The sequence below is a fragment of the Sphingomonas sp. genome (assembly GCF_019635455.1).
In the GTDB taxonomy this organism is placed as follows: Bacteria; Pseudomonadota; Alphaproteobacteria; order Sphingomonadales; family Sphingomonadaceae; genus Sphingomonas.
Window position 1 is genome coordinate 297522 of sequence record NZ_JAHBZJ010000002.1, and the last position, 25616, is coordinate 323137.

29 protein-coding genes are annotated in these 25616 nt (G+C 66.8%); 18 read left to right on the forward strand and 11 right to left on the reverse strand.

The genetic code is table 11. The features are described from left to right. Positions 1–7: 7 nt before the first annotated feature. Positions 8–700, forward strand: coding sequence for a dienelactone hydrolase family protein (locus KF783_RS04065; protein ID WP_294076803.1), 693 nt, complete (start codon positions 8–10; stop codon positions 698–700). 64 nt (positions 701–764) lie between these two features. Here the strand turns inward: KF783_RS04065 and KF783_RS04070 are convergent, their stop codons facing one another. From KF783_RS04070 to hemE, 4 genes are all read right to left on the reverse strand, one after another. Further along, positions 765–1484, reverse strand: coding sequence for a TerC family protein (locus KF783_RS04070; protein ID WP_294076804.1), 720 nt, complete (start codon positions 1482–1484; stop codon positions 765–767). 18 nt (positions 1485–1502) lie between these two features. Further along, a complete protein-coding gene (gene rho / locus KF783_RS04075; RefSeq protein WP_294076806.1) occupies positions 1503–2759 on the reverse strand; it encodes a transcription termination factor Rho in 1257 nt (418 codons plus the stop codon). A 282-nt stretch (positions 2760–3041) separates the two neighbouring features. Further along, positions 3042–3497 carry a CopD family protein gene (locus tag KF783_RS04080; RefSeq protein WP_294076808.1) on the reverse strand — a complete coding sequence of 152 codons (456 nt, stop codon included), beginning with the start codon at positions 3495–3497 and terminating at the stop codon, positions 3042–3044. Then, entirely contained in the window at positions 3494–4534 is a 1041-nt protein-coding gene (hemE, locus tag KF783_RS04085; RefSeq protein ID WP_294076811.1) for a uroporphyrinogen decarboxylase, read from the reverse strand. Before hemE ends, KF783_RS04080 begins: the two co-directional genes overlap by 4 nt. 372 nt (positions 4535–4906) lie before the next feature. Between hemE and KF783_RS04090 the strand changes: the two genes are divergently transcribed. The 11 genes from KF783_RS04090 to KF783_RS04140 all read left to right on the forward strand — a co-directional run bounded on the left by KF783_RS04090 (position 4907) and on the right by KF783_RS04140 (position 11726). Next, a complete protein-coding gene (locus tag KF783_RS04090; RefSeq protein ID WP_294076813.1) occupies positions 4907–5779 on the forward strand; it encodes a pyruvate, water dikinase regulatory protein in 873 nt (290 codons plus the stop codon). Further along, positions 5776–6363 carry a nucleoside triphosphate pyrophosphatase gene (locus KF783_RS04095; protein ID WP_294076814.1) on the forward strand — a complete coding sequence of 196 codons (588 nt, stop codon included), beginning with the start codon at positions 5776–5778 and terminating at the stop codon, positions 6361–6363. Before KF783_RS04090 ends, KF783_RS04095 begins: the two co-directional genes overlap by 4 nt. Further along, on the forward strand, positions 6360–7172 hold the full coding sequence (locus KF783_RS04100; protein WP_294076816.1) for a shikimate dehydrogenase: 813 nt from the start codon (positions 6360–6362) through the stop codon (positions 7170–7172). Before KF783_RS04095 ends, KF783_RS04100 begins: the two co-directional genes overlap by 4 nt. Beyond that, on the forward strand, positions 7169–7765 hold the full coding sequence (coaE, locus tag KF783_RS04105) for a dephospho-CoA kinase (protein ID WP_294076818.1): 597 nt from the start codon (positions 7169–7171) through the stop codon (positions 7763–7765). Before KF783_RS04100 ends, coaE begins: the two co-directional genes overlap by 4 nt. Before the next feature lie 7 nt (positions 7766–7772). Next, on the forward strand, positions 7773–8462 hold the full coding sequence (gene dnaQ / locus KF783_RS04110) for a DNA polymerase III subunit epsilon (RefSeq protein ID WP_294076819.1): 690 nt from the start codon (positions 7773–7775) through the stop codon (positions 8460–8462). Positions 8463–8512: 50 nt separating this feature from the next. Then, complete coding sequence (gene raiA / locus KF783_RS04115) at positions 8513–9091, forward strand: ribosome-associated translation inhibitor RaiA (protein WP_294076821.1); 579 nt, start codon at positions 8513–8515, stop codon at positions 9089–9091. Positions 9092–9104: 13 nt separating this feature from the next. Continuing rightward, complete coding sequence (locus KF783_RS04120; protein WP_294076823.1) at positions 9105–9572, forward strand: PTS sugar transporter subunit IIA; 468 nt, start codon at positions 9105–9107, stop codon at positions 9570–9572. Continuing rightward, on the forward strand, positions 9559–10023 hold the full coding sequence (locus tag KF783_RS04125; RefSeq protein ID WP_294076825.1) for a PaaI family thioesterase: 465 nt from the start codon (positions 9559–9561) through the stop codon (positions 10021–10023). The genes KF783_RS04120 and KF783_RS04125 overlap by 14 nt, the downstream gene beginning before the upstream one ends. After that, positions 10020–10361: a DUF1491 family protein gene (locus KF783_RS04130; protein WP_294076826.1), complete on the forward strand. Its 342-nt coding sequence runs from the start codon at positions 10020–10022 to the stop codon at positions 10359–10361. The genes KF783_RS04125 and KF783_RS04130 overlap by 4 nt, the downstream gene beginning before the upstream one ends. Positions 10362–10529: 168 nt before the next feature. After that, positions 10530–11168 carry a cell wall hydrolase gene (locus tag KF783_RS04135; protein ID WP_294076828.1) on the forward strand — a complete coding sequence of 213 codons (639 nt, stop codon included), beginning with the start codon at positions 10530–10532 and terminating at the stop codon, positions 11166–11168. 48 nt (positions 11169–11216) lie between these two features. Continuing rightward, the gene (locus tag KF783_RS04140) at positions 11217–11726 is read left to right on the forward strand and encodes an MmcB family DNA repair protein (RefSeq protein ID WP_294076829.1); all 510 of its coding nucleotides are present in this window, start codon (positions 11217–11219) and stop codon (positions 11724–11726) included. 35 nt (positions 11727–11761) lie between these two features. Here the strand turns inward: KF783_RS04140 and KF783_RS04145 are convergent, their stop codons facing one another. Then, a complete protein-coding gene (locus KF783_RS04145) occupies positions 11762–12361 on the reverse strand; it encodes an ankyrin repeat domain-containing protein (RefSeq protein WP_294076830.1) in 600 nt (199 codons plus the stop codon). A gap of 73 nt (positions 12362–12434) precedes the next feature. On the opposite strand from KF783_RS04145, the gene KF783_RS04150 reads away from it, so the two are divergent. Genes KF783_RS04150 through KF783_RS04160 form a run of 3 tightly spaced genes read left to right on the forward strand, consistent with a single transcriptional unit; the run spans position 12435 to position 14127 of the window. Then, positions 12435–13034, forward strand: a complete 600-nt coding sequence (locus KF783_RS04150) for an SCO family protein (RefSeq protein WP_294076832.1) — start codon at positions 12435–12437, stop codon at positions 13032–13034. Beyond that, complete coding sequence (locus tag KF783_RS04155) at positions 13022–13456, forward strand: YcgN family cysteine cluster protein (protein WP_294076834.1); 435 nt, start codon at positions 13022–13024, stop codon at positions 13454–13456. Before KF783_RS04150 ends, KF783_RS04155 begins: the two co-directional genes overlap by 13 nt. Continuing rightward, positions 13453–14127 (forward strand): SprT family zinc-dependent metalloprotease, encoded by a 675-nt coding sequence (locus KF783_RS04160; protein WP_294076836.1) that lies wholly within the window; start codon positions 13453–13455, stop codon positions 14125–14127. Before KF783_RS04155 ends, KF783_RS04160 begins: the two co-directional genes overlap by 4 nt. Here KF783_RS04160 and KF783_RS04165 read toward each other — a convergent pair. From KF783_RS04165 to KF783_RS04175, 3 genes are all read right to left on the reverse strand, one after another. After that, entirely contained in the window at positions 14103–16268 is a 2166-nt protein-coding gene (locus KF783_RS04165) for a PBP1A family penicillin-binding protein (RefSeq protein ID WP_294076838.1), read from the reverse strand. The two genes, KF783_RS04160 and KF783_RS04165, sit on opposite strands and share 25 nt — an antisense overlap. A gap of 70 nt (positions 16269–16338) precedes the next feature. Then, positions 16339–16740: a peptide-methionine (R)-S-oxide reductase MsrB gene (gene msrB / locus KF783_RS04170; RefSeq protein ID WP_294076840.1), complete on the reverse strand. Its 402-nt coding sequence runs from the start codon at positions 16738–16740 to the stop codon at positions 16339–16341. A 31-nt stretch (positions 16741–16771) separates the two neighbouring features. Continuing rightward, positions 16772–17395 (reverse strand): methyltransferase domain-containing protein, encoded by a 624-nt coding sequence (locus KF783_RS04175; protein WP_294076842.1) that lies wholly within the window; start codon positions 17393–17395, stop codon positions 16772–16774. A 132-nt stretch (positions 17396–17527) separates the two neighbouring features. Between KF783_RS04175 and KF783_RS04180 the strand changes: the two genes are divergently transcribed. Beyond that, positions 17528–17848 carry an antibiotic biosynthesis monooxygenase gene (locus KF783_RS04180; protein WP_294076843.1) on the forward strand — a complete coding sequence of 107 codons (321 nt, stop codon included), beginning with the start codon at positions 17528–17530 and terminating at the stop codon, positions 17846–17848. 44 nt (positions 17849–17892) lie between these two features. Then, positions 17893–19161 (forward strand): MFS transporter, encoded by a 1269-nt coding sequence (locus KF783_RS04185; RefSeq protein ID WP_294076969.1) that lies wholly within the window; start codon positions 17893–17895, stop codon positions 19159–19161. Here KF783_RS04185 and KF783_RS04190 read toward each other — a convergent pair. Further along, the gene (locus KF783_RS04190) at positions 19112–21412 is read right to left on the reverse strand and encodes a CDC48 family AAA ATPase (protein ID WP_294076844.1); all 2301 of its coding nucleotides are present in this window, start codon (positions 21410–21412) and stop codon (positions 19112–19114) included. The genes KF783_RS04185 and KF783_RS04190 overlap by 50 nt on opposite strands. Positions 21413–21835: 423 nt before the next feature. On the opposite strand from KF783_RS04190, the gene KF783_RS04195 reads away from it, so the two are divergent. Next, positions 21836–22723 carry a LysR substrate-binding domain-containing protein gene (locus tag KF783_RS04195; RefSeq protein WP_294076845.1) on the forward strand — a complete coding sequence of 296 codons (888 nt, stop codon included), beginning with the start codon at positions 21836–21838 and terminating at the stop codon, positions 22721–22723. A gap of 10 nt (positions 22724–22733) precedes the next feature. Here the strand turns inward: KF783_RS04195 and KF783_RS04200 are convergent, their stop codons facing one another. Beyond that, the gene (locus KF783_RS04200) at positions 22734–23111 is read right to left on the reverse strand and encodes a hypothetical protein (RefSeq protein WP_294076846.1); all 378 of its coding nucleotides are present in this window, start codon (positions 23109–23111) and stop codon (positions 22734–22736) included. Between the two features lie 72 nt (positions 23112–23183). Beyond that, on the reverse strand, positions 23184–25484 hold the full coding sequence (locus KF783_RS04205) for a DNA translocase FtsK 4TM domain-containing protein (RefSeq protein WP_294076847.1): 2301 nt from the start codon (positions 25482–25484) through the stop codon (positions 23184–23186). Positions 25485–25616: the final 132 nt, after the last annotated feature.

Below are 25616 nucleotides of genomic sequence, written 5' to 3' on the forward strand. Positions count from 1 at the left end.
GCATGACATGGCAGAGATGATGATCGAGACGCTGGACGGCAGCGGCAGCTTCGCGGCATATCGCGCCGATCCCGCCGGCGCACCGCGCGGCGCGATCGTGGTGATCCAGGAGATTTTCGGCGTGAACGAAGGAATCCGCCGCAAATGCGATCACTTTGCCGGTCTTGGCTATCTTGCCCTCGCCCCCGACCTGTTCTGGCGGCTCAAGCCGGGTATCGAGCTCGATCCCGACGTTCCGCAGGAAATGCAGGCCGCGCTCGACCTGATGGGCAAATTCGATCAGGACAAGGGCATCGCCGATATCGAGGCAACGATCCGCGCGGCCCGCATTGCCAGCGGTGGCAAGGTGGGGGTCACCGGATACTGCCTGGGCGGCCGGCTTGCCTACATGACCGCCGCGCGGACCGATAGCGACGCCAGCGTCGGCTATTATGCCGTGGGCATCGACGGGCTGCTGGACGAAAAGCACGCCATTGCCCGGCCGTTGATGCTGCATATCGCTGGCGACGACGGGTTCGTTTCAAAGGAGGTTCAGGCGGCGATGCATGCCGGGCTGGACGACCATCCGAAGGTCACGCTTTACGATTACCCCGGCGAAGATCATGGCTTCGCCACCGAAATGGGCAAGCGGCGCTCCGATGCCGCGGCACGGCTCGCCGACAGCCGGACCGAGGCATTCTTCGCCGATCATATCGGCTGAGCGACTGGAACCGCACAGTGAAATGGGGCGTCGGCCGATCCGCCGTCGGCGCTCCTTTCAGGCGTCAGCCGAACACCGACAGCAGCCCGATCGTCTCGCCTCCGCCGATCAGCCCTTCATAGATCATCTTGCACGCGACGAAGAGGATCACGACCAGGCCGATATAGGCGATCCAGCGATAGCGATCGATCAGCTTCGCGATCGCGTTCGCCGCCAGACCCATCAGTGCCACCGAAAGCAGCAGACCAACGATCAGGATGCCGGGATGCGCCCGCGCCGCACCCGCGACCGCGAGCACATTGTCGAGGCTCATCGACACGTCGGCGACCGCCACCGCCCAGGCCGCGGCCGCGAAACTGCGCCCCGGCTTCAGCCCGCTCTGGGTATCGTCCGATCCGTCGGCAAGATCATGCCCCTCGCGGATTTCACGCCAGAATTTCCAGCTCACCCACAACAGCAACAGCCCGCCGGCAAAGACCAGCCCGACGATCCCCATCAGCCATGTGACCACCAGCGCAAAGGCGATCCGTAGCACCAGCGCCGCGCCGATACCGATCAGGATCACCTTGCGCCGCTGTTCGGCCGGAAGGCCAGCCGCGAGTGCGCCGACGACGATCGCATTGTCGCCCGCCAGCACCAGATCGATCATCAGCACCTGTCCGAACGCGGCCAGTGCTGCGGGATCCGACAGGTTCGAAAAATCCTTGACGATATTGGCCCACATATCGCCCAGCGACATCGCGCCGCCGGCCGCCTGTGCCGCCACCATCATCAGGTCGATCATCGCAACGCCCCGTAATCCTTACTGATTCATCGAATCGAAGAAATCCTCGTTGGTCTTCGAATCCTTCATCTTGTCGAGCAGGAACTCCATCGCATCGACGGTTCCCATCTGCATGAGGATACGGCGTAGCACCCACATCTTGCTGAGCGTCCCCTTTTCGACCAGCAGCTCCTCCTTGCGGGTGCCGGACTTGCCGACATCCATCGCCGGGAAGATGCGCTTGTCCGCAACCTTGCGGTCGAGCACGATTTCGGAGTTGCCGGTACCCTTGAACTCTTCGAAGATCACCTCGTCCATGCGGCTGCCGGTGTCGATCAGCGCGGTGGCGATGATCGAGAGCGAACCGCCCTCCTCGATATTGCGCGCGGCGCCGAAGAAGCGCTTGGGCCGCTGCAACGCATTCGCATCGACACCGCCGGTCAGCACCTTGCCCGAGCTCGGCACGACGGTGTTGTAGGCACGGCCGAGACGGGTGATCGAATCGAGCAGGATCACGACGTCCTTCTTGTGCTCGACCAGGCGCTTGGCCTTCTCGATCACCATCTCGGCGACCTGGACGTGGCGCGTCGCGGGTTCGTCGAAGGTCGAGGAGACGACCTCGCCCTTCACGCTGCGCTGCATGTCGGTGACTTCCTCGGGCCGCTCATCGATGAGCAGGACGAGCAGGAACACCTCGGGATGGTTGTCGGTGATCGCCTTGGCGATGTTCTGGAGCATCACCGTCTTGCCAACGCGGGGCGGTGCGACGATCAGCGTGCGCTGGCCCTTGCCCTGCGGGCTGACGATGTCGATGACGCGGGCAGACTTGTCCTTTTGCGTCGGATCGGCGGGATCCAGCGTCAGCTTGCTGTCGGGATAGAGCGGCGTCAGATTGTCGAAATTGACGCGGTGGCGCACCGCGTCGGGGTCGTCGAAATTGACGCTGACCAGCTTCGTCAGCGCGAAATAGCGCTCGCCGTCCTTGGGCGCGCGAATCTCACCCTCGACCGTATCGCCAGTACGCAGGCCGAATTTGCGGACCTGGTTCGGCGAGACATAGATGTCGTCCGGACCGGCGAGATAATTTGCCTGTGGGCTGCGCAGGAAGCCGAAGCCGTCGGGCAACACCTCGATCGTACCCTCGCCCATGATCTGCTCGCCATTTTCGGCCTGGGCCTTCAGAATGGCGAACATCAGATCCTGTTTGCGGAGCGTCGAGGCGCTTTCGACGCCGAGTTCCTCGGCCATCGTCACCAGTTCGGCGGGGGCGGTTTTCTTCAAATCTTTCAAATGCATGGGGAAGGTCCGTCTGGCGATCGCTTGGGAATGGTTTCCGGGCGTTGGAACGCGCTGCGATGGCTTGAGGAAAAAGGAAGGATGCCGGCCGCCATGTGGAACGGCGACGCGACACGCGCGGATTAGGTTTCGCGTGTCGTCAAGTCAAGCCGGCACGCCAGGCGGCTTTGATGCGGGCCGCAATCGCACTTGCCGTTCGACCAGAGGAAAAGGCGCGTCAGCACCGGCGCGTCCCATGCCGTAAGGACCGCCGTTCCCCCGTCTCCCTGGCCACAGCCCGGTTCAGAAGGGGCGAACGACCGCGAGAATGACGATCAGCGCGACGAAAATCGCCGGCACCTCGTTCAGCATCCGCAACCGGGCCGGCGCAATCGTTCCCTCCCCGGTCGACAAACGCTTCGAATAGGCCACCGCCCAGCCATGATAGCCCGTCAGCAGCAGCACCAGCAGCAGTTTGGCATGCAGCCAGCCGAGATTGGGCGCCCCGTCGAACAGGCCGATATTGACCGCAAGAAGCAGCCCCAGGACCCATACGACAATCAGCGAGGGGGTCAGGATCACCTTGCGCAACTTCTCCTCGCGCTCCGCCCAGGCCTTTGCCTGCGCCGGATCGCCCAGCGCCTCCTGATGATGCACCAGATAGCGCGGCAGGATGAACAGGCCCGCCATCCAGAAGATCACGAAGATGACATGCGCCGCCTTCACCCACGGCCAGGTTGCGGCCAGAAATCCGGTCATGGCGTTTCCCCCAACTCCTGGCCCCGAACGATGCGGATCAGATGCTCGACATGGGCGATCGGCGTATCCGGAAGAATGCCATGCCCAAGATTGAAGATATGGGGCCGATCGCCAAAGGCATCAAGGATGCGCGCTACCGCACCATCCAGTTCGGCCCCCCCGGCGATCAGCGCCAGCGGGTCGAGATTGCCCTGAACCGGCATGCCGGCGGGCAGCTCGCGATCCGCCCAGACCGGATCGACGGTTTCGTCCACACCGATGCCATCGATCCCGGTTTCGCGTGCATAGGCGGCAAGTTTGCCCCCCGCTCCCTTTGGAAAGCCGATGATCCGCACCTGGGGACAGCGCGCGCGCAGGCCGGTGACAATCGCCGCATTGGGCGCGATCACCCAGCGTTCGAACTGTGCGGGCGAAAGCGATCCCGCCCAGCTGTCGAACAGCTGCACCGCCTCGACCCCCGCCTCGACCTGTCGGGCGAGATAATCGACGGTCATCCCGACGATCGCGTCGATGATCGCGCCGAATGCCTGCGGATCGCGATACGCCATCCGCCGGGTCTCCCCCTGATCGCGGCTGCCCTGCCCCGCGACCATGTAGGTGGCGTTGGTCCAGGGGCTTCCGGCAAAGCCCAGAAACGTCACCTCCGGCGGCAATGCGGCGGCAACGCGCCGGACGGTGCCATAGACCGGTTCGAGCCGTTCGGGCGCGGCGACGAGGCTGTCGAGCGCGTGATCGGCCAGTTTCGGCGCCAGGCGCGGCCCCTCCCCCGCCTCGAACCACAGGTCCTGGCCCAATGCGTGGGGAACGACGAGAATGTCGGAAAACAGGATCGCGCCGTCAAAGCCGAACCGCCGGATCGGCTGCAACGTGACCTCCGCCGCCGCCTCGCTATCGTTCACGAGTTCGAGGAAGCCGCCCTTTTCCGCCCGCAGCGCGCGATATTCGGGCAGGTATCGCCCCGCCTGACGCATCAGCCACATGGGCGGGACATCGACGCGTTCGCCCGAAAGCACTCGAAGCAACGGCTTGGATTTCACGGGACCGCTCGTTCCACTTCATTAAAGAAGAAAAGATTCTAGAAAGGATGTTGTTGTGTGTTGGTGCGTGGATGCCGGGGCTTAGGCGCTCGTGCCGATTCTGCCAACAGATTGACGGGACGAAGTCGCACGATTCGCAGCGGAGTCGCCCAGATCGTCCCCGTTTTCCACACTCTGTGAACGGTATCCGATGGATGTGGAATGCGTTGTGGACGAGCGCCGCATTGCGGGGATCGATCGGCCCGCTTGGCGTGCCATGCGGGTTGCGCTAGCCACGGTCCGCATGTTTTCCACAGATCCATCCAGTATCCGCCTTTTGACCGGCGGAAGGTGCGATCCGGGGGCGGTCCCATCGGGTCCCTGGCGCGGCCGATGGACCATGGCTGGGGCGAACGGCATCGTTTCGGCGTGGAGTGGCGTCGCGTGAAACTGCACCTGCACCTCCTATCCGATTCGACCGGCGAGACGCTGGAGAATATCGCCAAGGCTGCGCTCGCCCAGTTCGACGATGTCGAGGTGCTGCGCCATTTCTGGCCGATGGTGCGCAGCGAGACGCATCTCGAGCGTATTCTGGTGGAGATCGTCCAGAATCCGGGCCTCGTCCTGTTTACCCTGGTCAATCCTGAGATCCGCCGCCAGCTGGAAACCCGGTGCCGCGCGATCGGGCTGCCGGCGGTCGCGCCGATGGATCCGGTCAATCACGCGCTGTCCAACCTGCTGGGGCAGGAGATGAAGGCGCGGCCCGGCCGCCAGCACATGCTCGATGCCGCCTATTTCGCCCGGGTCGATGCGATCCAGTTCACCATCGCCCATGACGACGGGGTGAATTGGGAGAATTGGGAAGAGGCCGATATCCTGCTCGCCGGCGTGTCGCGCACGTCGAAGACGCCGACCTCCATCTATCTCGCCAATCGCGGGTATAAGGTGGCGAACATCCCGATCGTCCCGGAATCGCCGCCCCCGGACCTGTTGTACCGGTTGCGCAATCCGATGGTGGTGGGCCTGACCACCAGCCCGGACCGGCTGATCCAGGTGCGCCGCAACCGCCTGCTCGCGCTCAACCATCGCGACGAGACGGCCTATGTCGAGCAGGAATCGGTGCAGAAGGAGGTGGCGTTCGCGCGGCGGATGTTCGCCGACAATGGCTGGCCGGTGATCGACGTGACCCGTCGTTCGATCGAGGAGACGGCGGCGGCGATCATCACCCTGGCGAACGAGCGCGACGCGGCGGCGCCGCAGCCATGATCGTGCTCGCATCGACCAGCGCGTCGCGCCGCGCGATGCTGACCGCCGCCGCCGTGCCGCACGAAGCGCTGCCGAGCCACGTCGATGAAGAGGCGGCGAAGGCGGCGCTGGGCGAGGCCCCACCCCGCGATCTGGCCGACGCGCTCGCCGAGCTGAAGGCGCTGAAGGTCAGCCAGCGGGTTCCGGGCGCGCTGGTGCTGGGGTGCGATTCGGTGGTCGTGGTGGAAGACGGCACCCGGCTCGACAAGCCCGCCGACCGTGGCGAGGCCGCGCGGCATCTGCGCCTGTTGTCGGGCCGGCGCCACGATCTCTACAGCGCGGCGGTGATCGCCGAACAGGGGCGGCCGGTGTGGCGCCATGTCGATCGCGCACGACTATGGGTGCGACCGTTGTCGGACGCGTTCGTCGCCGGCTATCTCGACGCGGAATGGCCGGCGATCGCCGGATGCGTCGGATGCTATCGCGTCGAAGGACCGGGCATACAGCTGTTCGCGCGGATCGAGGGCAGTCACAGCACGATCCTCGGCATGCCGATGCTGCCGATCCTCGACTATCTGCGGACAAGAGGCGTGCTGACGTCATGACGACCCCCTATGCCGAGGTGATCGGCGACCCGATCGCCCAGTCCAAATCGCCGGTGATTCACGGATTCTGGCTCGACAGGCTCGGTATCGCCGCCGCCTATCGCAAGACGCGGGTGCCGGCGGAGGCGCTGGGCGACTATTTCGCCGCACGGCGCGATGACCCCGCCTGGCGCGGGTGCAATATCACCGTCCCGCACAAGGTGGCGGCGCTGGACCATGTTCCCGATCCCGGTGATGTGCGGGGGAGCATCGGCGCGATCAACACCGTGTTTCGCGGGCCGGACGGCGCGATGATCGGCACCAACACCGATGCTGCCGGCTTTTATGCGCCGATTGCCGAGTTCGACCTGGAGGGTGCGCCGGTCGCGGTGGTCGGTGCGGGCGGCGCGGCGCGGGCGGTGCTGTTCGCGCTGGCGCGGGCGGGGGTGGAGCGGGTGACGATCCTCAATCGCTCGCCACTCAAGGCGATGGGGCTGCTCGCGACCTTTGGCCTGAAGGGCGATGCGGTGCCGCTCGACGCGCCGATCCCGCCCGTCGCGTTGCTGGTCAATGCCAGCTCGCTGGGGATGACGGGTCAGCCGGCGCTCGACCTCGACCTTTCCAGCCTGCCCGACGATGCGGTGGTGTACGACGCGGTCTATGCGCCGCTCGAGACCGGACTGCTGGCGGCGGCGCGCGCGCGCGGGCTGGACACGGTCGATGGGCTGGAGATGCTGATCGGTCAGGCCGCGCTTGCGTTCGAACTGTTTTTCGGTGCGCCGCCGCCGCGTGCGCACGATGCCGAACTGCGCGCGCTGCTGACCGCATGACCGTCATCCTCGGCCTCACCGGATCGATCGGCATGGGCAAATCGACCGTCGCGGCGATGTTCGCCGATGAAGGCGTGCCGGTGTTCGATGCTGACGCGGCGGTCCACGCGCTACAGGGGCCGGGCGGCCGGCTGGTCGCGGCGATCGAGGCGGAGTTTCCCGACACGACGAGCGACAGGGGTGTCGATCGCACCGCGCTGGGCGAGGCGGTGTTCGGCAACCCGGAGGCGTTCAGGCGGCTGGAGGGGATCGTCCACCCGGCGGTAGCGCATGAGCGCAACACGTTCCTGGCGCGCCATGCCGATGCGCCGCTGGTGGTGCTCGACGTCCCGCTGTTGTTCGAGGCGGGCGGGTGGCGGCAGGTGGAGCGGATCGCGGTCGTGTCCGCGCCCGCCGGGGTTCAGCGTGCGCGGGTGCTCGCGCGGCCGGGCATGACCGCCGAACGGTTCGAGTCGATTCTGGCCCGGCAGATGCCCGATTCCGAAAAGCGCACGCGTGCCGATTTCGTCATTCCGACCGGCGGATCGCTGGACGATACGCGCGACGCGGTCCGTGCGGTGATCGCTTGCCTCATCGCGCCGGAAGGCGGATAATCCGGCCATGCGTGAAATCGTGTTCGACACCGAAACCACCGGGCTCAGCTACAGCGCCGGGCATCGGCTGGTGGAGATCGGCTGTGTCGAGCTGGTCAACCGCGTGCCGACCGGGCGCAGCTTTCACCGCTACCTCAACCCCGATCGCGACATGCCGCCCGAGGCGTTCGCCGTGCATGGCCTGTCGGAGGCGTTCCTGTCCGACAAGCCCCGCTTTCCGGAGATTTGCGACGAGCTGATCGCGTTTCTGGGCGATTGTCCGCTGATCGCGCACAATGCGATGTTCGATTTCGGCTTTCTGAACGGTGAGCTGGGCGCGTGCGGGCGGCCATTGCTGCTGGTCGATCGCATCGTCGATACGCTGACGATGGCGCGCACCCGGCATCCGGGGGCCAAGCATAGCCTTGACGCGCTGTGCGTGCGGTATGGCATCGACCTGTCCGCGCGCGAGCTGCACGGGGCGCTGCTCGACGCGCAGCTGTTGGCGCAGGTGTTCATCGAACTGACCGGCGGGCGCCAGATCGCGCTTGGCCTGTCGGTCGACGAGGCGGCGCGCGCACGCGGCGAGGTCCCAGTCGCCAGGAGTGCGGCGCGTCCGGCGCGCAGCTTTGTCCCTACGCCTGAGGAACTGGCGCGCCATTCGGCCTTTATGGCCCAGTTCGATGAGCCCTTATGGGGGTCCGCGGCGTCCGGTTGACGCTGCCGGGTCGCCTTCCTAGGTGCTCAGGAGTTAAGACGGAGGTTGATATGGATATCCGCGTTTCGGGTCATCGGGTCGATACGGGTAATGCGATCAGGCAGCATGTGGACGACCGGCTCCAGGGAATCGCGGACAAATATTTCTCCCGCGCCATTTCGGCGCATGTGACGTTCGGCAAGGGGCCGCACGATCATGGCTTCACCTGCGACATCGTGGCGCATGTGATGCAGGGGCTGGTGCTGAAGGGCGCGCATGCCGCGCAGGAGGCGCATCTGGCGTTCGACGGCGCCGCCGACAAGATCGAGAAGCAGCTGCGCCGCTACATGCGCCGGCTGAAGGATCGCAACAATGGCCAGGCGCAGGCGGCGATGGATGCGGCCTATGACGCCGGCTATACTGTGTTCCAGAGTGCCGGTGACGAGGAGGAGGCGACCGATGCGCCGCCGATCATCGCCGAAACGCGGGTCGATGTACCCGATGCCAGCGTGTCCGACGCGGTGATGATGCTGGACCTGCGCAACACCAACGCGCTGCTGTTCAAGAACACCGGGACCGGCAGCTACAACATGGTCTATCGCCGCATGGACGGCACGATCGGCTGGGTCGAACCGAACCGCGCGGCCTGACGCGGACGGGACGATGAACGATCTTGGCGACCTGCTGAAGCCCGAGGCGGTGCTGTCGGGGCCGATGGCGAGCAGCAAGAAAAAGCTGTTCGGCGTCATCGCCGATGCGGCCGCCACCGCCTATGGCCTCGATCGCGGGGCGGTGGCGGCGCGGCTGGCGGACCGCGAAAAGGTTGGATCGACCGGTTTTGGCGGCGGCATCGCCATCCCGCATGGCAAGATCGACGGCCTGGATCGAGTAGTGGGCGTGTTTGCCCGCCCCGAAACCGCGATCGATTTCGGCGCGATCGATGACATGCCGGTCGATCTGGTCTTTGCGTTGCTGTCGCCGGTTCAGGCGGGCGGGGATCATCTAAAGGCGCTGGCGCGGGTGTCGCGTCGGCTGCGCGACCGCGCCTTCACCGCGAAATTGCGTGGGGCCGGTTCGGCGGACGCGCTGTTCGTGCTGCTGACGGGGTTGGAAACGCGTGACGCCGCCTGAACAGGTGGGGGCAGAGGCGCATTATCGCGCGCTCGAATCGCTCTATGCCGCCGCGCCGATCAACAATCTGTTCGAATCGCGGCTTGAGATCCCGGAAGCGGGGCATGCGCGCATCCGCTTCATGCTCGACGAACGCTATTTCCACGCGGCCGGCGCGGCGCATGGCACCAGCTATTTCAAGATGCTGGACGACGCGGCCTTTTACGCCGCGAACAGCCTGGTGACCGACCGGTTTCTGCTGACCACCGCGTTCAATCTGCTGTTCACCCGTCCGCTCGGCCCCGGCCCGGTGGTGGCGGAGGGCCGGTGGATCAGCGGCCAGCGCCGGGTGTTCGTGGCGGAGGCACGGCTGATCGACGAGACGGGTGAAGAGGCGGCGCGGGGAACCGGCACCTTCATGAAATCGCGAATCGCGCTTGCCGGCCTGCCCGGCTATCGCCCCGCGCCATGACCCCGCGGCTGGCGAGCGGGCTGATCGTCAACGCACTGATCCGCCGCATCGAAGCGGCCGGCGGCTTCGCAACGGTGCTGGCAAAGGGGCATCACGAGGCTGGCGCGATCCTGATCCTGGCGATGGAGCGTGGCGCGAATCCCCGCTTTTTCGAGCGCGGACCTGGCCCTGACGGCGCACCCACCCTGGTGCGCAGCGGTCCGATGGAGATGCCGGATGCCGGCGCGATCGGCGAGTATTGGCAGCGCCGGCGCAGCCGCGATCCCGACCTGTGGGTCGTCGAACTGGATATCGCTGAGGCAGAACGGTTCGCCGCTGAAACGATCATCGGTGGTTGACACTCCGTAACCATCCGGCCAAAGGCCCGCGCACATTGAAACGCGTTGTGCCGTCGGGGTGTGAAGCCGCCGGTTACGCAGTCGGGGGGCATCGCCCGACCAGTCGCCTGGACCCACGGGGATCAGAACCGGCTGGATCGCGCACCAACCGCATTTTGTCGAAGTTGAATGACCTTTTCCGTGCGCGCCGCGATCATCGCGGCTGTGTCTCTTTGCGTTGCAGCAGGCGTAGGCGCCACCGCTCCCGGTGCCGCTGCCGAAGCGGAAAAAACGCCGCTTGCCAGCATCAACGAAGCGGAATCGCAACAGGTTCCCACCATGGCCGAAGCGCTCGCCGATCTTGAGCAGGATGCGCCGGCCGCCATCGATCCGCAGGATGAGGCCGATCCGGCCGATTACGCGACCCTGGCCGCCGCCGTCGCGGCGCAGCCCGTCGCGGCCGAAGATGCGCAGCACCGCTGCTTGGCCGTCGGAATCTATTACGAATCGAAGGGTGAGCCGCTCGAAGGGCAGCTGGCCGTCGCCGAGGTGATCCTCAACCGCGCCAAATCGGGCCGGTTCCCGTCGAGCGTGTGCGGCGTGCTGACCCAGCGTGGCCAGTTTTCGTTCGTGCGCGGCGGCACGCTGCCCACGCCTCCCGAGGGATCGCGCGCATGGAAGACGGCGCTCGCCGTCGCCCGCGTCGCCCGCGATGACATGTGGGACAGCCGCGTGTCCAAGGCGCTGTATTTCCACGCCCGTTATGTTTCGCCCGGCTGGCGCCGCGCGCGGATCGGGGCGGTGGGGAATCATATTTTCTACCGCTGACGCGCGGACGGGCTTTTGTCTGTTCGACAAATGTTCTAGAGGCCGGGGATGTCGTCGTCCCCGGCCTCTGTCGTTCCGACCGATGCGGCGCCCGGTGCGCCCACGCTCACCGTAGAGGTGACGCGTGGCGTGTGCCGGATGCTGTTGCGCCATGATTGCATCGCCATGGCGGAGGTGCCGCTCGGCGACGGGCGGCGCGCCGACCTGATGGCGTTGACCGCGCGCGGAGAGATCGTGATCGTCGAGGTGAAGACCTCACGCGCCGACCTGCTCGGAGACGGCAAGTGGCCGGACTATCTTCAGCATTGCGACCGCTATTTCTGGGCGGTGCCGCAGGGGTTCGACCTGACGCCGCTGCACCGACCCGATTTCCTTCCGGATCGTGCCGGCTTGATCGTTGCGGACCGGTATGACGCGGCGATCGTGCGTGAGGCGCGAACGGTGCCGCTGGCGGCGGCGACGCGCCGCAAATCCACGCTCGCCTTTGCCCGTCGCGCCGCGCGGCGGGTCATCACGCTGACCGATCCCGACGCAGACGGGCTTGGCTGGCACGGCTGACTGGCGCGTGCCGCCGATATGCCGGCGCGGCTCCGCTAAAAGCCGGGGCCGGACACCGCCTTGCGGGTGACCTTTGGCGCGTCCTTCAACAGTTGCGTGATCGCCGGCGCGCGGGTGTCTCGCGCCGCATAGTCGCGCGCGCTCATCCCGGCCAGGCGATCGACCTGATCGGGGTCGGCATGGGCGGCAAGCAGGCTGCGTACCATGTCGATGTCGCGCCGCTGGACCGCGCGGATCAGCGGCGTTTCGCCGCCATTATTGGCGAGATTCACATTGGCGCGATAGCGCAGCAGGACCTCGATCCCCTCCGGAAAGCTCGATTCGACGGCGAGCATCATCGGACTGTTGCCGGCCCCGTCGGTCAGATTGGGATTGCCGCCCTTTGACAGGATGAAGCGCAGATAGACCAGATCGCGCCGTTTGATGACGATGTGGATCGCCGCCTCGCCGCTGCGATCGCGGGTGTTGACGATCGTCTGACCCGGTTCGTTCAGGAACTTGGTCACCTTGTCCCCATCCTGTTCGCGAACCGCCTTGAGGAAGGTGTAGCTGTCGGAAAATTGCTGGGCGGTGGCGGGAAGCGCCAGCGCCAGCAGCGCCGCGGCGAATACGGGCCGGGACGGACGGAATGCCATGATCTAAACGATGCCCCTGAACTGGATGCGGACCTTGCAACCGCGTCCCTATCAGATCATGGCTGGCCACGCCATGAACAGGTTTGTCCCATTCGCGCTCGCCCTCTCGATCCTGTTGCCCGGATGCGGGGGTGGAACGCCGCAGCCCGCCCAGGCGCAACCGCCGCTGGCCGGCGCGGCGATCGGCGGCCCGTTCACGCTGGTCGATGGCGACGGACGCACGGTGACCGACAAGAGCTTCGCGGGCCGCTATCGCATCATGTATTTCGGCTACACTTTCTGCCCCGATGTCTGCCCGGTCGATATGCAGAATATCGGCGCGGGGATGAAGCTGCTGGAAAAGAGCGATCCGGCGATCGCGGCAAAGATCGTGCCGGTGTTCGTCACCGTCGATCCGGCGCGCGACACGCCGGCGGTGGTCAAGCAGTTCGCCACCGCCTTCTATCCCCGCGCGATCGGCCTGACCGGGACCGAACGTCAGGTGGCCGATGCCGCCGCCGCCTATCGCGTCTATTACAAGAAACAGCCGGCGCCGGCCGGATCCACCGGCTATCTGGTGGATCACATGCGCGCTGCCTATCTGATGAGTCCCGACAACAAGCCGATCGCGTTGCTGCCATCGGACCAGAGTGGCGAGGCGGTCGCCGCCGAGATCAGGAAATGGGTGAACTGAACTTCTGGGAACGGCCGCTGGCCAGCCTCGACCGCGCGCAGTGGGAAGCCTTGTGCGACGGGTGCGGCAAATGCTGCCTGCACAAGATCGAGGATGCCGATACCGGCGACCTGTATGCGACGAATGTCGCCTGCCGCCTGCTCGACCGGGACGCTGGACGGTGCAGCGACTATCGGCATCGCCACGCCTATGTCGCCGAATGCGTGCGATTGAACGCGGGAAATGTCGAGACGATCGGCTGGCTCCCGCGGACCTGCGCCTATCGGTTGCGGGCGGCGGGCGAGCCGTTGCCGGACTGGCACTATCTGGTGAGCGGGGACCGCGAGGCGGTGCATCGGGCGGGCGAATCGGTGCGCGGATGGACGATATCGGAGGATGTCGCCGGCGATCTGGAGCATCACATGGTCGATCGGATCCTGTGAACGGCGAGATCGACGTCGTCCGCCACCCGCGCGCGCGGCGGATGAAATTGTCGGTCGATCACGTCACCGGCCGGGTGCGGCTGACGCTACCCCCGCGTGCGCCGGTGGGGCCGGCGATGGAATGGGCGCGGCAACAGGGCGACTGGATCGCCCGCGCGCTGGCGGGCCGGGTGGAGGCACAGCCATTCGAGCCGGGCGCGCGGATCCTGTTCATGGGGGAAGAGGTGGCGCTGGGCTGGGACAGCGGCTTTCCGCGCACGCCGGTGCTGGACGACGGCCAGTTGATCGCGGGCGGCCCGCGCGAGGGCTTTGAACGGCGGATCGAGCGGTGGCTGCGGCGGCAGGCGCTCATCACCCTTTCCGCCGAAACGGCCGAATATGCATCGCGCGCGGGAGTAGGTGTCGCGCGGGTGGCGATCGGCGATCCCAAGGGGCGCTGGGGCAGCTGCGCCAGTTCCGGCGTCATCCGCTATAGCTGGCGGCTGATCCTTGCTCCGCCCGCCGTGCGCCGCGCGACGGTGGCGCATGAGGTGGCGCACCGCGTCCATATGAATCACGGCCCGGCCTTTCACACGCTGGTACGCACGCTGTTCGATCGCGATCCGTCGCGTGAGCGCGCCTGGCTGCGCGCCAACGCGATGCGGCTTCATTCGTTCGGGCGGATGACCTGAGGCTGGCGCGGCGCCTCCCGCGCGGGATCGCGTAGCGGGGCGCGATCGGCCGGTTCGCCGCGCGGCGGCGCGGCGGCGGTCGGGGTCGGTGCGGGACGCGCGGGGGCGGTCGCCGTCGGGGCGGGCGCGGGGCGGCGGCCGGTCATCCGGTCGATCCAGTCCTGATCGATCCGCCCGTCGCCCTCGGCGCCCTCGCCACCGGCAGCCGGCGGGGTATCGCCGGGATAGCCGCTTTCGTCGCGGGCGATCGGATTGCCGTCGGCATCGACATAGGTGCCGTTGTCCGGCTCGGCATAGGCTTCCTGATCGGGTTCGACCTGCCATTCGGGGAGCGTCACCTGGGTGTCGAACTGCTCGACCGGGCGGTTGGCGACTGCCGGCTTCATGAATGCGGCGAAGGCGCGCGCGGGGGCGGTGCCGCCCTGTAGCCCGCCGACCCGCTTCGCGTCGTCGCGCCCCATCCACACGCCGGTGGTGAGGCCCGAGGAAAAGCCCAGGAACCAGCCGTCCTTGTTCGAGGTGGTGGTACCGGTCTTGCCCGCGACCGGGCGGCCGATCTGCGCCGCACGGCCGGTCCCGGTGTTGACCGCGGTCTGCAACAGATCGGTCATCTGCGCCGCGACATAGGGGGCGACGAGCACGCGTGAGGTATCGACCTCATGGCTGTAGATGACCGCGCCGTTCGCGGTCACGCGGGTAATCGCATAGGGGGTCACCGCCACGCCCTTTTGCGAGACCGAGGCAAAGGCGCGGGTCATGTCGATCAGCCGCACGTTCGACGTGCCGAGCACCATTGCCGGCTGGGTATTGACCGGCGTGGTGATGCCGAACCGCCGGGCCATGTCGGCGACGGTGCCGAAGCCAACCTCCTCGCCCAGTTTCGCGGCGATGGTATTGACCGAATAGGCAAAGGCGGAGCGCAGCGTCATCTCGCCCGCATAGCGGCCCGAACTGTTGCGCGGGGTCCATCCCTTGATCGTCACGGGTGAATCGACGACGCGGTCCTCGACCTTGTGTCCCGCCTCCAGCGCGGCGAGATATACGAACAGCTTGAATGCCGATCCCGGCTGCCGCACCGCCTGGGTCGCGCGGTTGTAGATCGACGAGACGTAATCGCGCCCGCCGACCATCGCGCGCACCGCGCCGTCACGATCAAGGCTGACGAGCGCCCCCTGCGCCCCGGCGGGGGTGTTCGCCTGAATCGCCTGGGTGGCGAGGTTCTGCATCTTGAGGTCGATCGTGGTCCACACGTCGAGCGGCGCGACGGTCTCATCGATAAGTACTTCGAGCTGGGGGAGAGCCCAGTCGGTGAAATAGCGTACGCTGTTCTGCTTTGCGGGCGCGGCGAGCTTCACATCGGCCGGCCGCGCGGTCGCCGCCTCTTCGCGGGTGAGCGCGCCGGTTTCGACCATGACGTCGAGCACGACGCTGGCCCGGCCGATCGCCGCCTGGGCATCGGCGGTGGGGGAATAGCGCGACGGCGCCTTTACCAGCCCGGCGATCACCGCCGCTTCGGAGAGGGTGAGGTTGGTCGCCGGATGGCCGAAAAAGGTGCGCGAGGCCGCGTCGATGCCATAGGCGCCGCCACCGAAATACACCTTGTTCAGATAGAGTTCGAGGATCTGGTCCTTGGTGAACTTGCGTTCCAGCGCGAGCGCCAGAACCATCTCGCGAATCTTGCGACCGACATCATATTTGTTCGACAGAAAGATGGTGCGTGCGACCTGTTGGGTGATGGTCGATGCACCCTGAAGGCGGCGCCCCGTACCCTGATTGTCGATCGCGAACTTGACGATCCGGACCAGCGCGACCGGATCGACCCCCCAATGGGAGCGGAATCGCCGATCCTCGATCGCCACCATCGCGTCGCGCATCGGGGCGGGAATCTTCGCATAGTCGATCCACTCGCCATAGCTGGGGCCGAGCGAGACGATCACCGATCCGTCCGCGGCGTGGACGCGGATCATCTGGCCATTGGGCGAGGATTTCAGCGCCTCGAAGCTCGGCAGCGACGCCTTGGCCGTATAGACGGCGATCAGCAGCGCGACGAAGCCGGCGAGGATCAGCGCGCCGGCACCGCCGAACACCCAGGTCAGGATGCGGCGTGTCTTGGGGGAAAGCGCGGGCGTGCGGATGGCCATCGGACGGTCCTTGCCGATCTACGCGTGAACCGGAGATGTCACAAGCGAATCGCGCAGCGCCGCCGCCCGATCAGCCGTCGCCGCGCGGCCGGAATTCCAGCGCGACCGAGTTGATGCAATAGCGCAGGCCAGTCGGCGGCGGGCCGTCGGGGAACACATGCCCCTGATGCCCGTCGCAGCGCGCGCAGCGGACTTCGGTACGGACCATGCCATGGCTGGCGTCGCCATGTGCGGAAATCCGGTCATCGGCGATCGGGCGCGTGAAGCTGGGCCAGCCCGATCCCGAATCATATTTGTCGTCGCTGTCGAACAGTTCGAGCTGGCACCCCGCGCAGCGGTAGACGCCATCGGCCTTGTTGTCGGTGAATCGACCGGAAAAGGCGCGTTCGGTCCCCGCCTCGCGCAGGACGAGAAACTGTTCGGGTGACAGGCGCTTGCGCCATTCCGATTCGGGAAGATTGAGATGCTCCATGGCGGCGATGTGCGGCGCGGATGCGCCGTCGTCAATCGGCCGACTCGTCCTTCCACGCCCACCAGAGCTGCGCCGGCGGCACGTTCCACCATTCCATCGCGTGATCGATGCGCGGGAAATGGGGGGTCAGGAAATTGCGGACGTTCGGATTGAACTGATAGACCAGGAACTGGCCACCCGGGCGCAGCACCTGTTGCGTCGCCTGGGCGATGGTTTCGCCTACGCCGGGCGGCAGCGTCGAAAAGGGCAGGCCGGACAGCACATAATCCGCCTCGCGCGCGCCATGATCGGCCACGATCGCGTTCACGTCGGCCGCCGAGCCGTGGATCGCCGAAAAACGCGGATCGACGATCGCCCCGCGCAGATAGGCGACAAAATCGGCATTGGTATCGATCGCGATATATTTCGCGTCGGCGGGAAGCCGGTCGAGAATCGCCTGGCAGAAGGTGCCGACCCCCGGGCCATATTCCACGAACACCTTCGTGTTTTCCCAATCGACGGGACGCAGCATCTTGCGGATCAGCTTGCCCGAGGACGGGATGATCGATCCGACCATCACCGGATGTTTGAAAAACCCCTGAAGAAACATCGCCTGGGCCGAGAGGGGCCGCGCGGGCTTGCGCTTCGCGCGGGCAAACGTGGTCGAACCGGTCATCAATTTCCCTTTGGCGGTGTCACGCGTCTGTAGGACAGGTGCCATGCCTCTGTCATCAGCCACGTTGCAACTCAACGCCCTATCCGACCGGCCGGTTGCGAAATCGTCCCGAAAGTTTCATGGCGCGGAGCCATGGGGCATCCGCGCGAAGGACAGACCGCCGTCATCTTCGTGTCCGAATCGACCGGTTCGGACCCGGCGGGCTATACCGCCGCTGCCGACCAGCTGGGCGAACTGGTCGCGCGGCAACCGGGGTTTCGCGGCGTCGATTGGATCGCGAATGCCGATGGGGGCGAGATCACGATCAGCTATTGGGCCGACGACGCCAGCGCGGCGGCGTGGCGCGAACATCCCGAACATGCCCGGATCCAGCATGAGGGGCGTGGCAAATGGCTGCGTCGATACGATCTGATGGTGGCGGAAATCCGTCGTGGCCATCTGTGGGAGCGGTGAGCGCGCTGCCCCGCGATCGCAGCTTCGCGATCCTGTTCTGCGTCATGCTGACCATCGCGGCGGGGAACACCGCGCTGCAATCGGTGCTGCCCGCGCTCGGTCGGTCGCTGCGCGTGCCGGACAGCGCGGTCGCGGCGGCGTTTTCGGTGTCCGCGCTGCTGTGGACGCTCAGCGCCCCGTTCTGGGCGCACCGGTCCGACCATCATGGCCGGCGGAACATGGTGTTGCTCGGGCTGGTCGGGCTTACCAGTTCGCTGTTCCTGTGCGGCGGATTTCTGGTGGCGGGAATCAACGGGTGGATCACGCCGCTATCGGCGTTCATCTTCTTCATCGCGGCGCGGATGATCTATGGCGGGTTCGGATCCGCCGCCCCACCGGCGGTTCAGGCGATCGTCGCGTCCGGGACCAGCCGCGACGCCCGGACCCGTGCGCTGACCCTGCTCGCCTCCGCCTTTGGTCTTGGCACGATCCTGGGTCCGGCGATCGCGCCCTATCTGGTGATCGGCCATCTGTGGCGCGGCGGGCCGGAGGTTGGACTGGCCGGGCCGGCATTCATCTTTGGCATCGCCGCCGCCGCGATGCTGGTGGTGGTGATCCGGATGCTGCCGCACGGGGTGGACGACATGATGACCCATGGCGCGGCCGCCAGCTACCCCTCGATCGGCGGACAGGCGAGCGGGGCGAGCGTGACGGCGGCCACGGCGCCCCGCGCGCGCAAGATCGGGATGTTCGACCGCCGCGTGCGGTCTTGGCTGATGAGCGGGCTGGTGCTCGGCCACGCGCAGGCGATGGCGGGTCAGGTGATCGGCTTCCTGATCATCGACCGCCTGGCGCTCGCCCCGGTCGAGGCGATCCAGTCCACCGGGCTGGTGCTGATGATGGGCGCCGGATCGGCGCTGCTGGCGCAATGGGGGATCATTCCGCTGCTCGACCTCAGCCCGCGCCGACTGGTGCTCACCGGGCTGGTGCTGAGCGCGGTGGGAAGCGTCGCGACCGGCACCGCGACCACGCTCTACGGCATCGCCACCGGCTATGCCCTCACTACGCTGGGCTTCGGCTTTTCGCGCCCGGGCTTCACCGCCGGCGCGTCGCTGGCGGTGGGGCAGGACGCGCAGGGATCGGTCGCCGGCAAGGTGACGTCGATCAACGGCGCGTCGTTCATCCTCGGCCCGTCGGTCGGCGTCGCGCTGTACCAGCTGTGGCGGCCGCTGCCCTATCTGGCCGCCGCCGCCGCGTTGGTCGTGCTGATCGCCTATGGCTGGGTCACGTTGCGCCCTTCGGCCCGCGACCCTGAAGCTGACCCGGACCGATAAAGCCGATCGGATTCAGCGCCACCGCGTCCTGCTTCATCTTTGCGACCATCTGTTCATAGTCGCGCTCCATCTCCGCCGTGACGGTAGCCCGCGAATCGGCCAGCGCCGCCTCGAAATGCGCCATCGTCACCTGATCGCTGCGCGGCGTGGTGCGCAGGGCGGCAAGGCCGGCACGGCGCACGACATCCTCCAGGTCCGCGCCGGTGAAGCGATCGGTCCGCGCCGCCACCGCCGCCAGATCGACATCGTCGGCCAGCGGCATGCGCGCGGTCTGGATCTTCAGGATCCGCTCGCGGCCCGGGGCGTCGGGGACGCCGACATAGATCAGTTCGTCGAGCCGGCCCGGCCGCATCAGCGCGGGATCGATCAGATTGGGGCGATTGGTCGCGCCGATCACGACCACGGACTGCAATTCCTCCAGGCCGTCCATCTCCGCAAGGATCGTGTTGACCACGCGTTCGGTCACCTGTGGTTCGCCCAGGCCGGCGCCGCGCGCGGGGACCAGCGAATCGAGCTCGTCGATAAAGATGACACAGGGCGCCACCTGTCGCGCGCGGGCGAACAGGCGCGCGATCTGCTGTTCGCTCTCGCCATACCATTTGGAGAGCAGGTCGCTCGATTTGGTGGCGATGAAATTCGCCTCCGCCTCGCGCGCGACCGCCTTGGCGAGCAGCGTCTTGCCGGTGCCGGGCGGGCCGTAGAGCAGAAAGCCCTTGGCCGGGCGGATGCCCAGGCGCCGGAACGCGTCCGGATCCTTCATCGGCAGCTCGACGCCTTCTTTCAGGCGCATCTGCGCATCGTCCAGGCCGCCGACATCCTCCCATCTGACGTTCGGCTTTTGCACCATCACCTCGCGCATCGCGCTCGGCTGGACGCGTTTCAGCGCCTCGACGAAATCCTCACGGGTGACGGCCAGCGTTTCCAGCACCTCGGGCGGGATCGTCTTTTCCTGAAGGTTGAGGCGCGGCATGATGCGTCGCACCGCCTCGATTGCCGCTTCACGCGCCAGCGCGGCAATGTCGGCGCCGACAAAGCCAAAGGTCGTGCGCGCCAGTTCGGCAAGATCGACCTTGTCGCCCAGCGGCATGCCGCGGGTGTGAATGCCCAGGATTTCGCGCCGGCCGCGCTCGTCGGGAACGCCGACGACGATTTCGCGATCGAACCGGCCGGGGCGGCGCAACGCTTCGTCGATCGCCTCTGGCCGGTTGGTCGCGGCGATGATCACGACATTGGCGCGCGCCTCCAGCCCGTCCATCAGCGTCAGCAGCTGGGCGACCAGCCGCTTTTCCGCCTCGCCCTGGACCTGGCCGCGCTTGGGCGCGATCGAATCGATCTCGTCGATGAAGATGATCGACGGGGCGTTGGCGTTCGCCTCCTCGAACACGTCGCGCAGGCGCTTTTCCGATTCGCCATAGGCCGATCCCATGATCTCGGGACCGTTGACGAGGAAGAACTGTGCATCCGATTCGTTCGCGACCGCGCGGGCGAGCCGCGTCTTCCCCGTGCCGGGCGGGCCATGGAGCAGCACCCCCTTGGGCGGATCGACGCCCAGCCGCTGGAACAGTTCGGGATAGCGCAGCGGCAGTTCGACCATCTCGCGCAGCTGATCGATCGTCGCGGCCATGCCGCCGATATCGTCATAGGTGACGTCGGCGCGGCGCAGCTCCTTCGCCTCCTCGAAATCGGAACGCAGCTCGATTTCGGTATTCTCGTCGATATGGACGATGCCGCGCGGCGTGGCGGAGGTCACCGCCAGGCGAATTTCCTGCAACGCATAGGCCGGCGCGCCGCGCAGATGCTGAAGCACGTTGGGCGGCACGTCGGGAACCCGCTGTTGCCCCACGGTCGATACGGTATCGCCCTGGCACAGGGGGCGGCCGAGAAAGATGCGCTTGAGCGCCCCGGCCGATCCCTCGAGCCGCAGGTCGCGGCGGGCGGGCGCAAAGACGACACGGGTGGCGGGGCGCGATTCGGCGCGGCGGATTTCGACGAAATCACCCGAGCCGACACCGGCATTGGCGCGCTGAAGCCCGTCGATCCGGACGATCTCCAGCCCCTCGTCCTCGGGATAGGGAAACACTGCGCGGGCCGGGGTCGAACGCTTGCCGACGATTTCGATCACGTCGCCCTGTTGAACGCCGATTTCGGTCATCAGCGCGCGGGGCAGATGGGCGAGGCCCCGGCCGCTATCCTCGGGCCGCGAATTGGCGACCTGATATTTCCGTGCGGGGGCGTCTTCGCTGTCCGCCATGAACTCTCCTTCCCTGAACCGTCCGGCACTGGTCCGATCGGCTTGCGAGGTTGAGCGCGCCAGATAGGCATGCGGTTCCGGCGCAGCTAGGGCAGTGATCGTTTCGCGGACGATTCGGGCAAAAAAAAGGGCCGGTCCGAGGACCAGCCCATGAAAGGTTTAGGAGAGGATGCCTGAAAGGCACGTCCTATGTGCAGTGCGGCGAGAATTTGTGCAAGTGCGAAAAGAAACATGAGTGATTGCACTTGACGCAATCGTAAGCTGCCACGTTTTCCGGTGATGACATCGTTGCCAGAAAATCGGCAGACGCGGCACCAGTTTCGAAGCGAAACGCTGCGTCACACAAAATCTGTCGCGGAGCTGCCACATTTCGCTGGCTAGATGGTTGCCAATCCATTCGTCGCACCACACAAAAGTCATGCCATGCGCCGCCTGCCCCCCCTCACGGCCATCGAAGCCTTTGTCCAGGTCGCCCGGCTCGGATCGGTCAAGGCCGCCGCAGAGGAACTGGCGCTGTCCTCCCCCGCGCTCAGCCGCCGGGTGCAGGCGCTCGAACGGTTCATCGGGCGGCAGCTGTTTGAACGCCGGCACCAGGCGATCAGGCTGAACGCCGATGGCGAGCGGCTGCTTGGCCTGATCGCCCCGGCGCTCGATTCGATCAGCGACGCGATCGAGGGGATGACCAGCGGCAGCGAACTGCTGCGCCTGCGCCTTGGCACCCCGTCGCTGTTCGCGACGCAGCGGCTGCTGCCCCACCTTAACGATCTGCGCGCCCGGCATCCGCAACTGCATCTCGACATCGATACGGGCGGCCACGGCATGTCGCGGCTCGGCGACGGGCTGGATGCGGCGATCGTGCTGGCGCGCGACATCGAGCCGACGCTGTACGGCCGCCGGCTCGATCGCAACCGCATCCGCCCGGTGGCCGCGCGCCGGCTGGCCAGCGGCGTGGACGCGATTCGCGACCCTGCCCAGCTCGCCGGGGTCAGCGTCCTGGCGCATCGCGACATGGCCGACAGTTTCGAGATCTGGCGCACGGCGCAGGGTCTGGATGTCGAGCCGGTGTCGATCGACCTGTTCGATTCGGGGTCGCTGATGCTGGAGGCGGCGGCGCAGGGCGTCGGGGTGGCGTTCATGCTCGATTCGCACCGCATCGATCCCGATGATCCGCGTATCGCGACGCTGTTCGGCGAACCGACGGTCACCAGTCCCTACAGCTACTGGTTCGTCTGCCGCCCCCGCGCGCTGGAGCAACGGCCGGTAAAGCTGTTCCACGACTGGATGATCCACATGATCGGCCTCGACGGTTGATCGTCGCCGATCAGGGGCGGATGTCGAGATCGGGCAGGCCGAGCCTGCGTCGGGAGGCGGTGAAGTCGGCCTCTGACAGCGGACCTACGATCTTTTCGGGATTGTTGCCCCATCCCGATCGTTCCTGCGCGATCCGCCGCAAATAATAGTAGCCGCGATCGCTCTGCACCGCGACGAAGTGGTCGTTCCCGCCGGCGGCGAGGACGTTGAGCACCGGAAGTTCGTCTATCGCGCAGCCGGGCGGCCCGTCGGGGCAGCGATAGAGGGCGAGTTCGCGCGATTCGGGCCGCTCGATCAGGTAGAAGGGGCCGGCGACGTGCCGCGCGGCGGGGCTGCATCCGGCACAGGTCACGACGAACAGCGCCCCGGCGAGCGATCGCGCGATCACCGCGATTATCCCGACTATCCGGTCACACGGACGGGGCGATTCCGGGACCGGGCGATCACCGCGCCCGCCCGCTCACAGAGGCCGGCCGTCCGGATCCATCAGCACCTCGCGCCGTCCGACATGGTCCGGGCGCGAGACGAGGCCGTCCTTCTCCATCCGTTCGATCAGGCGTGCGGCGTTGTTATAGCCGACCCGCAGCTGGCGTTGCAGCCACGACGTCGATGCTTTCTGGCTTTCCGCGACCAGCTGGACCGCGCGGCGGTACAGCTGCTCCTCCGGGCTGTCCTCGCCGGTCGGCGCGCCGTCCAGCGCGAATTCGCCGCCCTCCGGCTCTTCGGTCACCGCCTGGATATAGTCGGGAGCGCCCTGCGCACGCCAATGATCGGCGACCGCCTGAACCTCCTCGTCGCTGACGAACGGACCGTGGACGCGGGCGATCTGCTTGCCGCCGGGCATGTAGAGCATGTCGCCCTTGCCCAGCAGCTGTTCGGCGCCCTGTTCGCCCAGGATGGTGCGCGAATCGATCTTGCTGGTGACGTGAAAGCTGATGCGGGTCGGCAGGTTCGCCTTGATGACGCCGGTGATGACATCGACCGACGGGCGCTGCGTCGCCATGATGAGGTGGATGCCTGCCGCGCGCGCCTTTTGCGCCAGCCGCTGGATCAGGAACTCCACCTCCTTGCCCGCGGTCATCATCAGGTCGGCGAGCTCATCGACGATGATGACGATCTGGGGCAGCGGGGTGAGGTCGAGCGTCTCCTCCTCATACATGGGCTGGCGCGTGTCGGGATCGTAGCCCACCTGCACCTTGCGCCCCAGCTTTTGCCCCTTGGCGAGCGCCTGCCGCACCTTGTCGTTGAAACTGCCCAGCGACCGGACGTTGACCGACGCCATCATGCGATAGCGTTCCTCCATCTGCTCGACCGCCCATTTGAGCGCGCGCACCGCCTTGGGCGGGTCGGTCACCACGTCCGCCAGCAGATGGGGGATGTCCTTGTACATGCTGAGTTCCAGCATCTTGGGATCGATCATGATCATCCGGCACTGATCCGGGGTCAGCCGGTAGAGCAGCGAGAGGATCATGCAGTTCAGGCCGACCGACTTGCCCGACCCGGTGGTGCCGGCGACGAGCAGATGCGGCATCGGCGCCAGATCGGCGATCACCGGATCGCCCGCGATATTCTTGCCCAGCACGATGGGCAGCTGGGCGCCCATATCCTCGAACGTCTCGCTGCCGATCAGTTCGTGCAGGCTGACCATCTCGCGCTTGGCGTTGGGCAGTTCGATGCCGATGACGCTGCGCCCCGGAATGGTGGCGACGCGCGCGGAGACGGCGGACATGTTGCGCGCGATGTCGTCCGCCAGCTGGATGACGCGGCTCGCCTTGATGCCGCTCGCCGGTTCCAGTTCGTACATGGTGACGACCGGGCCGGGGCGAACCTCGACGATCTGTCCCTTGACGTTGAAATCGTCGAGCACGCTTTCGAGCAGGCGGGCGTTGCGCTCCAGCGCGGCCTTGTCGACTGCGCCGCCGCCGCCCGCCGCCGGCGCGTTGAGCAGCGTGAGCGGGGGCAGCTGATAGGTCCCCTTGAACTCCAGGCTGGTCTGTACCGGTTTCGCCTTGGGCGGCGCGGGCGCGGGGGTGCGATCGGCGATGACCGGTCCCGGCCGCGCATCCGGCAGCGCGACCTTGCGCGGCTTCGGCGCGGCGGGCGTAAAGGCATCGACGGCGTCATCGACCGGCGCGTCATCCTCGGCGGGACGGGCGGCGCGCTCGAATTTGGGCAGGCGGATATGCTGGCGCATGTCGAACTGGACGCTGCGCGCCCACAGGACGACGCCGGTCAGGCCGCAGACAAGGCCGAACACGCGCCCGCCCCACAAGGTCACCGTCGGCTCCCCCGCCAGATCGAGCAGCGCATGCAGCGCCCGCGCGATCGACAGGCCCGCGATCCCGCCCCAGCCGCCGGGAAGCTCCATCACCGCGCGGCTGGACACGACGGCAAGCGCCGCGCCCATCAGCGCGACGCCCGCGCACGCGCCGGCCAGCATCCGGCCCCACGCGCCCGCCCCCTCCCCCTTCCACAATCGGGTCGCGACGATCAGCCCGACCGGGGCGAGCATCACCACCGGCAGTCCGCCCAGGGCGAGCAACAGATCCGCGAGCCACGCCCCCGGCGCGCCCAGCAGGTTCTTCGCGGGTCCGCCGGCGGCGGTGTTCCACGACGGATCGCCCCCGTCATAGGTGCCGACCGCCAGTACCGCTGCCGCCGTCAGCACGTACAGCGCGATCGCGCCGACCAGCGCGCCGCTGCGCCGCGCGCCCGCCTTCATCGTGTTCCGCCACTCGGTCGGCTGCACCCGGCTCGCCATGTTACGCCCCTGAAATCCGCTTCATATTCCCGCTTCGTTCCGACTCTTCCACCCTGGGGACTCTGGCGTCAAGACGAGCGGTCGGCTAGGCGGCTCATTTGACGGCGGCGCCGGCCCGCCAAGGTCGAAAAA

Coding starts and splice junctions, on each gene's coding strand:
- KF783_RS04190 (WP_294076844.1), bottom strand. CDS start 21,412: ATGGCGGACAGCGAAGACGCCCCCGCACGGAAATATCAGGTCGCCAAT.
- raiA (WP_294076821.1), top strand. CDS start 8,513: ATGGATATCCGCGTTTCGGGTCATCGGGTCGATACGGGTAATGCGATC.
- KF783_RS04100 (WP_294076816.1), top strand. CDS start 6,360: ATGACGACCCCCTATGCCGAGGTGATCGGCGACCCGATCGCCCAGTCC.
- KF783_RS04135 (WP_294076828.1), top strand. CDS start 10,530: ATGACCTTTTCCGTGCGCGCCGCGATCATCGCGGCTGTGTCTCTTTGC.
- msrB (WP_294076840.1), bottom strand. CDS start 16,740: ATGGAGCATCTCAATCTTCCCGAATCGGAATGGCGCAAGCGCCTGTCA.
- KF783_RS04205 (WP_294076847.1), bottom strand. CDS start 25,484: ATGGCGAGCCGGGTGCAGCCGACCGAGTGGCGGAACACGATGAAGGCG.
- KF783_RS04155 (WP_294076834.1), top strand. CDS start 13,022: ATGGGTGAACTGAACTTCTGGGAACGGCCGCTGGCCAGCCTCGACCGC.
- coaE (WP_294076818.1), top strand. CDS start 7,169: ATGACCGTCATCCTCGGCCTCACCGGATCGATCGGCATGGGCAAATCG.
- KF783_RS04145 (WP_294076830.1), bottom strand. CDS start 12,361: ATGGCATTCCGTCCGTCCCGGCCCGTATTCGCCGCGGCGCTGCTGGCG.
- KF783_RS04095 (WP_294076814.1), top strand. CDS start 5,776: ATGATCGTGCTCGCATCGACCAGCGCGTCGCGCCGCGCGATGCTGACC.
- KF783_RS04120 (WP_294076823.1), top strand. CDS start 9,105: ATGAACGATCTTGGCGACCTGCTGAAGCCCGAGGCGGTGCTGTCGGGG.
- KF783_RS04150 (WP_294076832.1), top strand. CDS start 12,435: ATGAACAGGTTTGTCCCATTCGCGCTCGCCCTCTCGATCCTGTTGCCC.
- KF783_RS04140 (WP_294076829.1), top strand. CDS start 11,217: ATGTCGTCGTCCCCGGCCTCTGTCGTTCCGACCGATGCGGCGCCCGGT.
- KF783_RS04175 (WP_294076842.1), bottom strand. CDS start 17,395: ATGACCGGTTCGACCACGTTTGCCCGCGCGAAGCGCAAGCCCGCGCGG.
- KF783_RS04130 (WP_294076826.1), top strand. CDS start 10,020: ATGACCCCGCGGCTGGCGAGCGGGCTGATCGTCAACGCACTGATCCGC.
- KF783_RS04080 (WP_294076808.1), bottom strand. CDS start 3,497: ATGACCGGATTTCTGGCCGCAACCTGGCCGTGGGTGAAGGCGGCGCAT.
- KF783_RS04090 (WP_294076813.1), top strand. CDS start 4,907: ATGGACCATGGCTGGGGCGAACGGCATCGTTTCGGCGTGGAGTGGCGT.
- KF783_RS04165 (WP_294076838.1), bottom strand. CDS start 16,268: ATGGCCATCCGCACGCCCGCGCTTTCCCCCAAGACACGCCGCATCCTG.
- KF783_RS04180 (WP_294076843.1), top strand. CDS start 17,528: ATGGGGCATCCGCGCGAAGGACAGACCGCCGTCATCTTCGTGTCCGAA.
- rho (WP_294076806.1), bottom strand. CDS start 2,759: ATGCATTTGAAAGATTTGAAGAAAACCGCCCCCGCCGAACTGGTGACG.
- KF783_RS04070 (WP_294076804.1), bottom strand. CDS start 1,484: ATGATCGACCTGATGATGGTGGCGGCACAGGCGGCCGGCGGCGCGATG.
- KF783_RS04065 (WP_294076803.1), top strand. CDS start 8: ATGGCAGAGATGATGATCGAGACGCTGGACGGCAGCGGCAGCTTCGCG.
- KF783_RS04185 (WP_294076969.1), top strand. CDS start 17,893: ATGCTGACCATCGCGGCGGGGAACACCGCGCTGCAATCGGTGCTGCCC.
- KF783_RS04195 (WP_294076845.1), top strand. CDS start 21,836: ATGCGCCGCCTGCCCCCCCTCACGGCCATCGAAGCCTTTGTCCAGGTC.
- dnaQ (WP_294076819.1), top strand. CDS start 7,773: ATGCGTGAAATCGTGTTCGACACCGAAACCACCGGGCTCAGCTACAGC.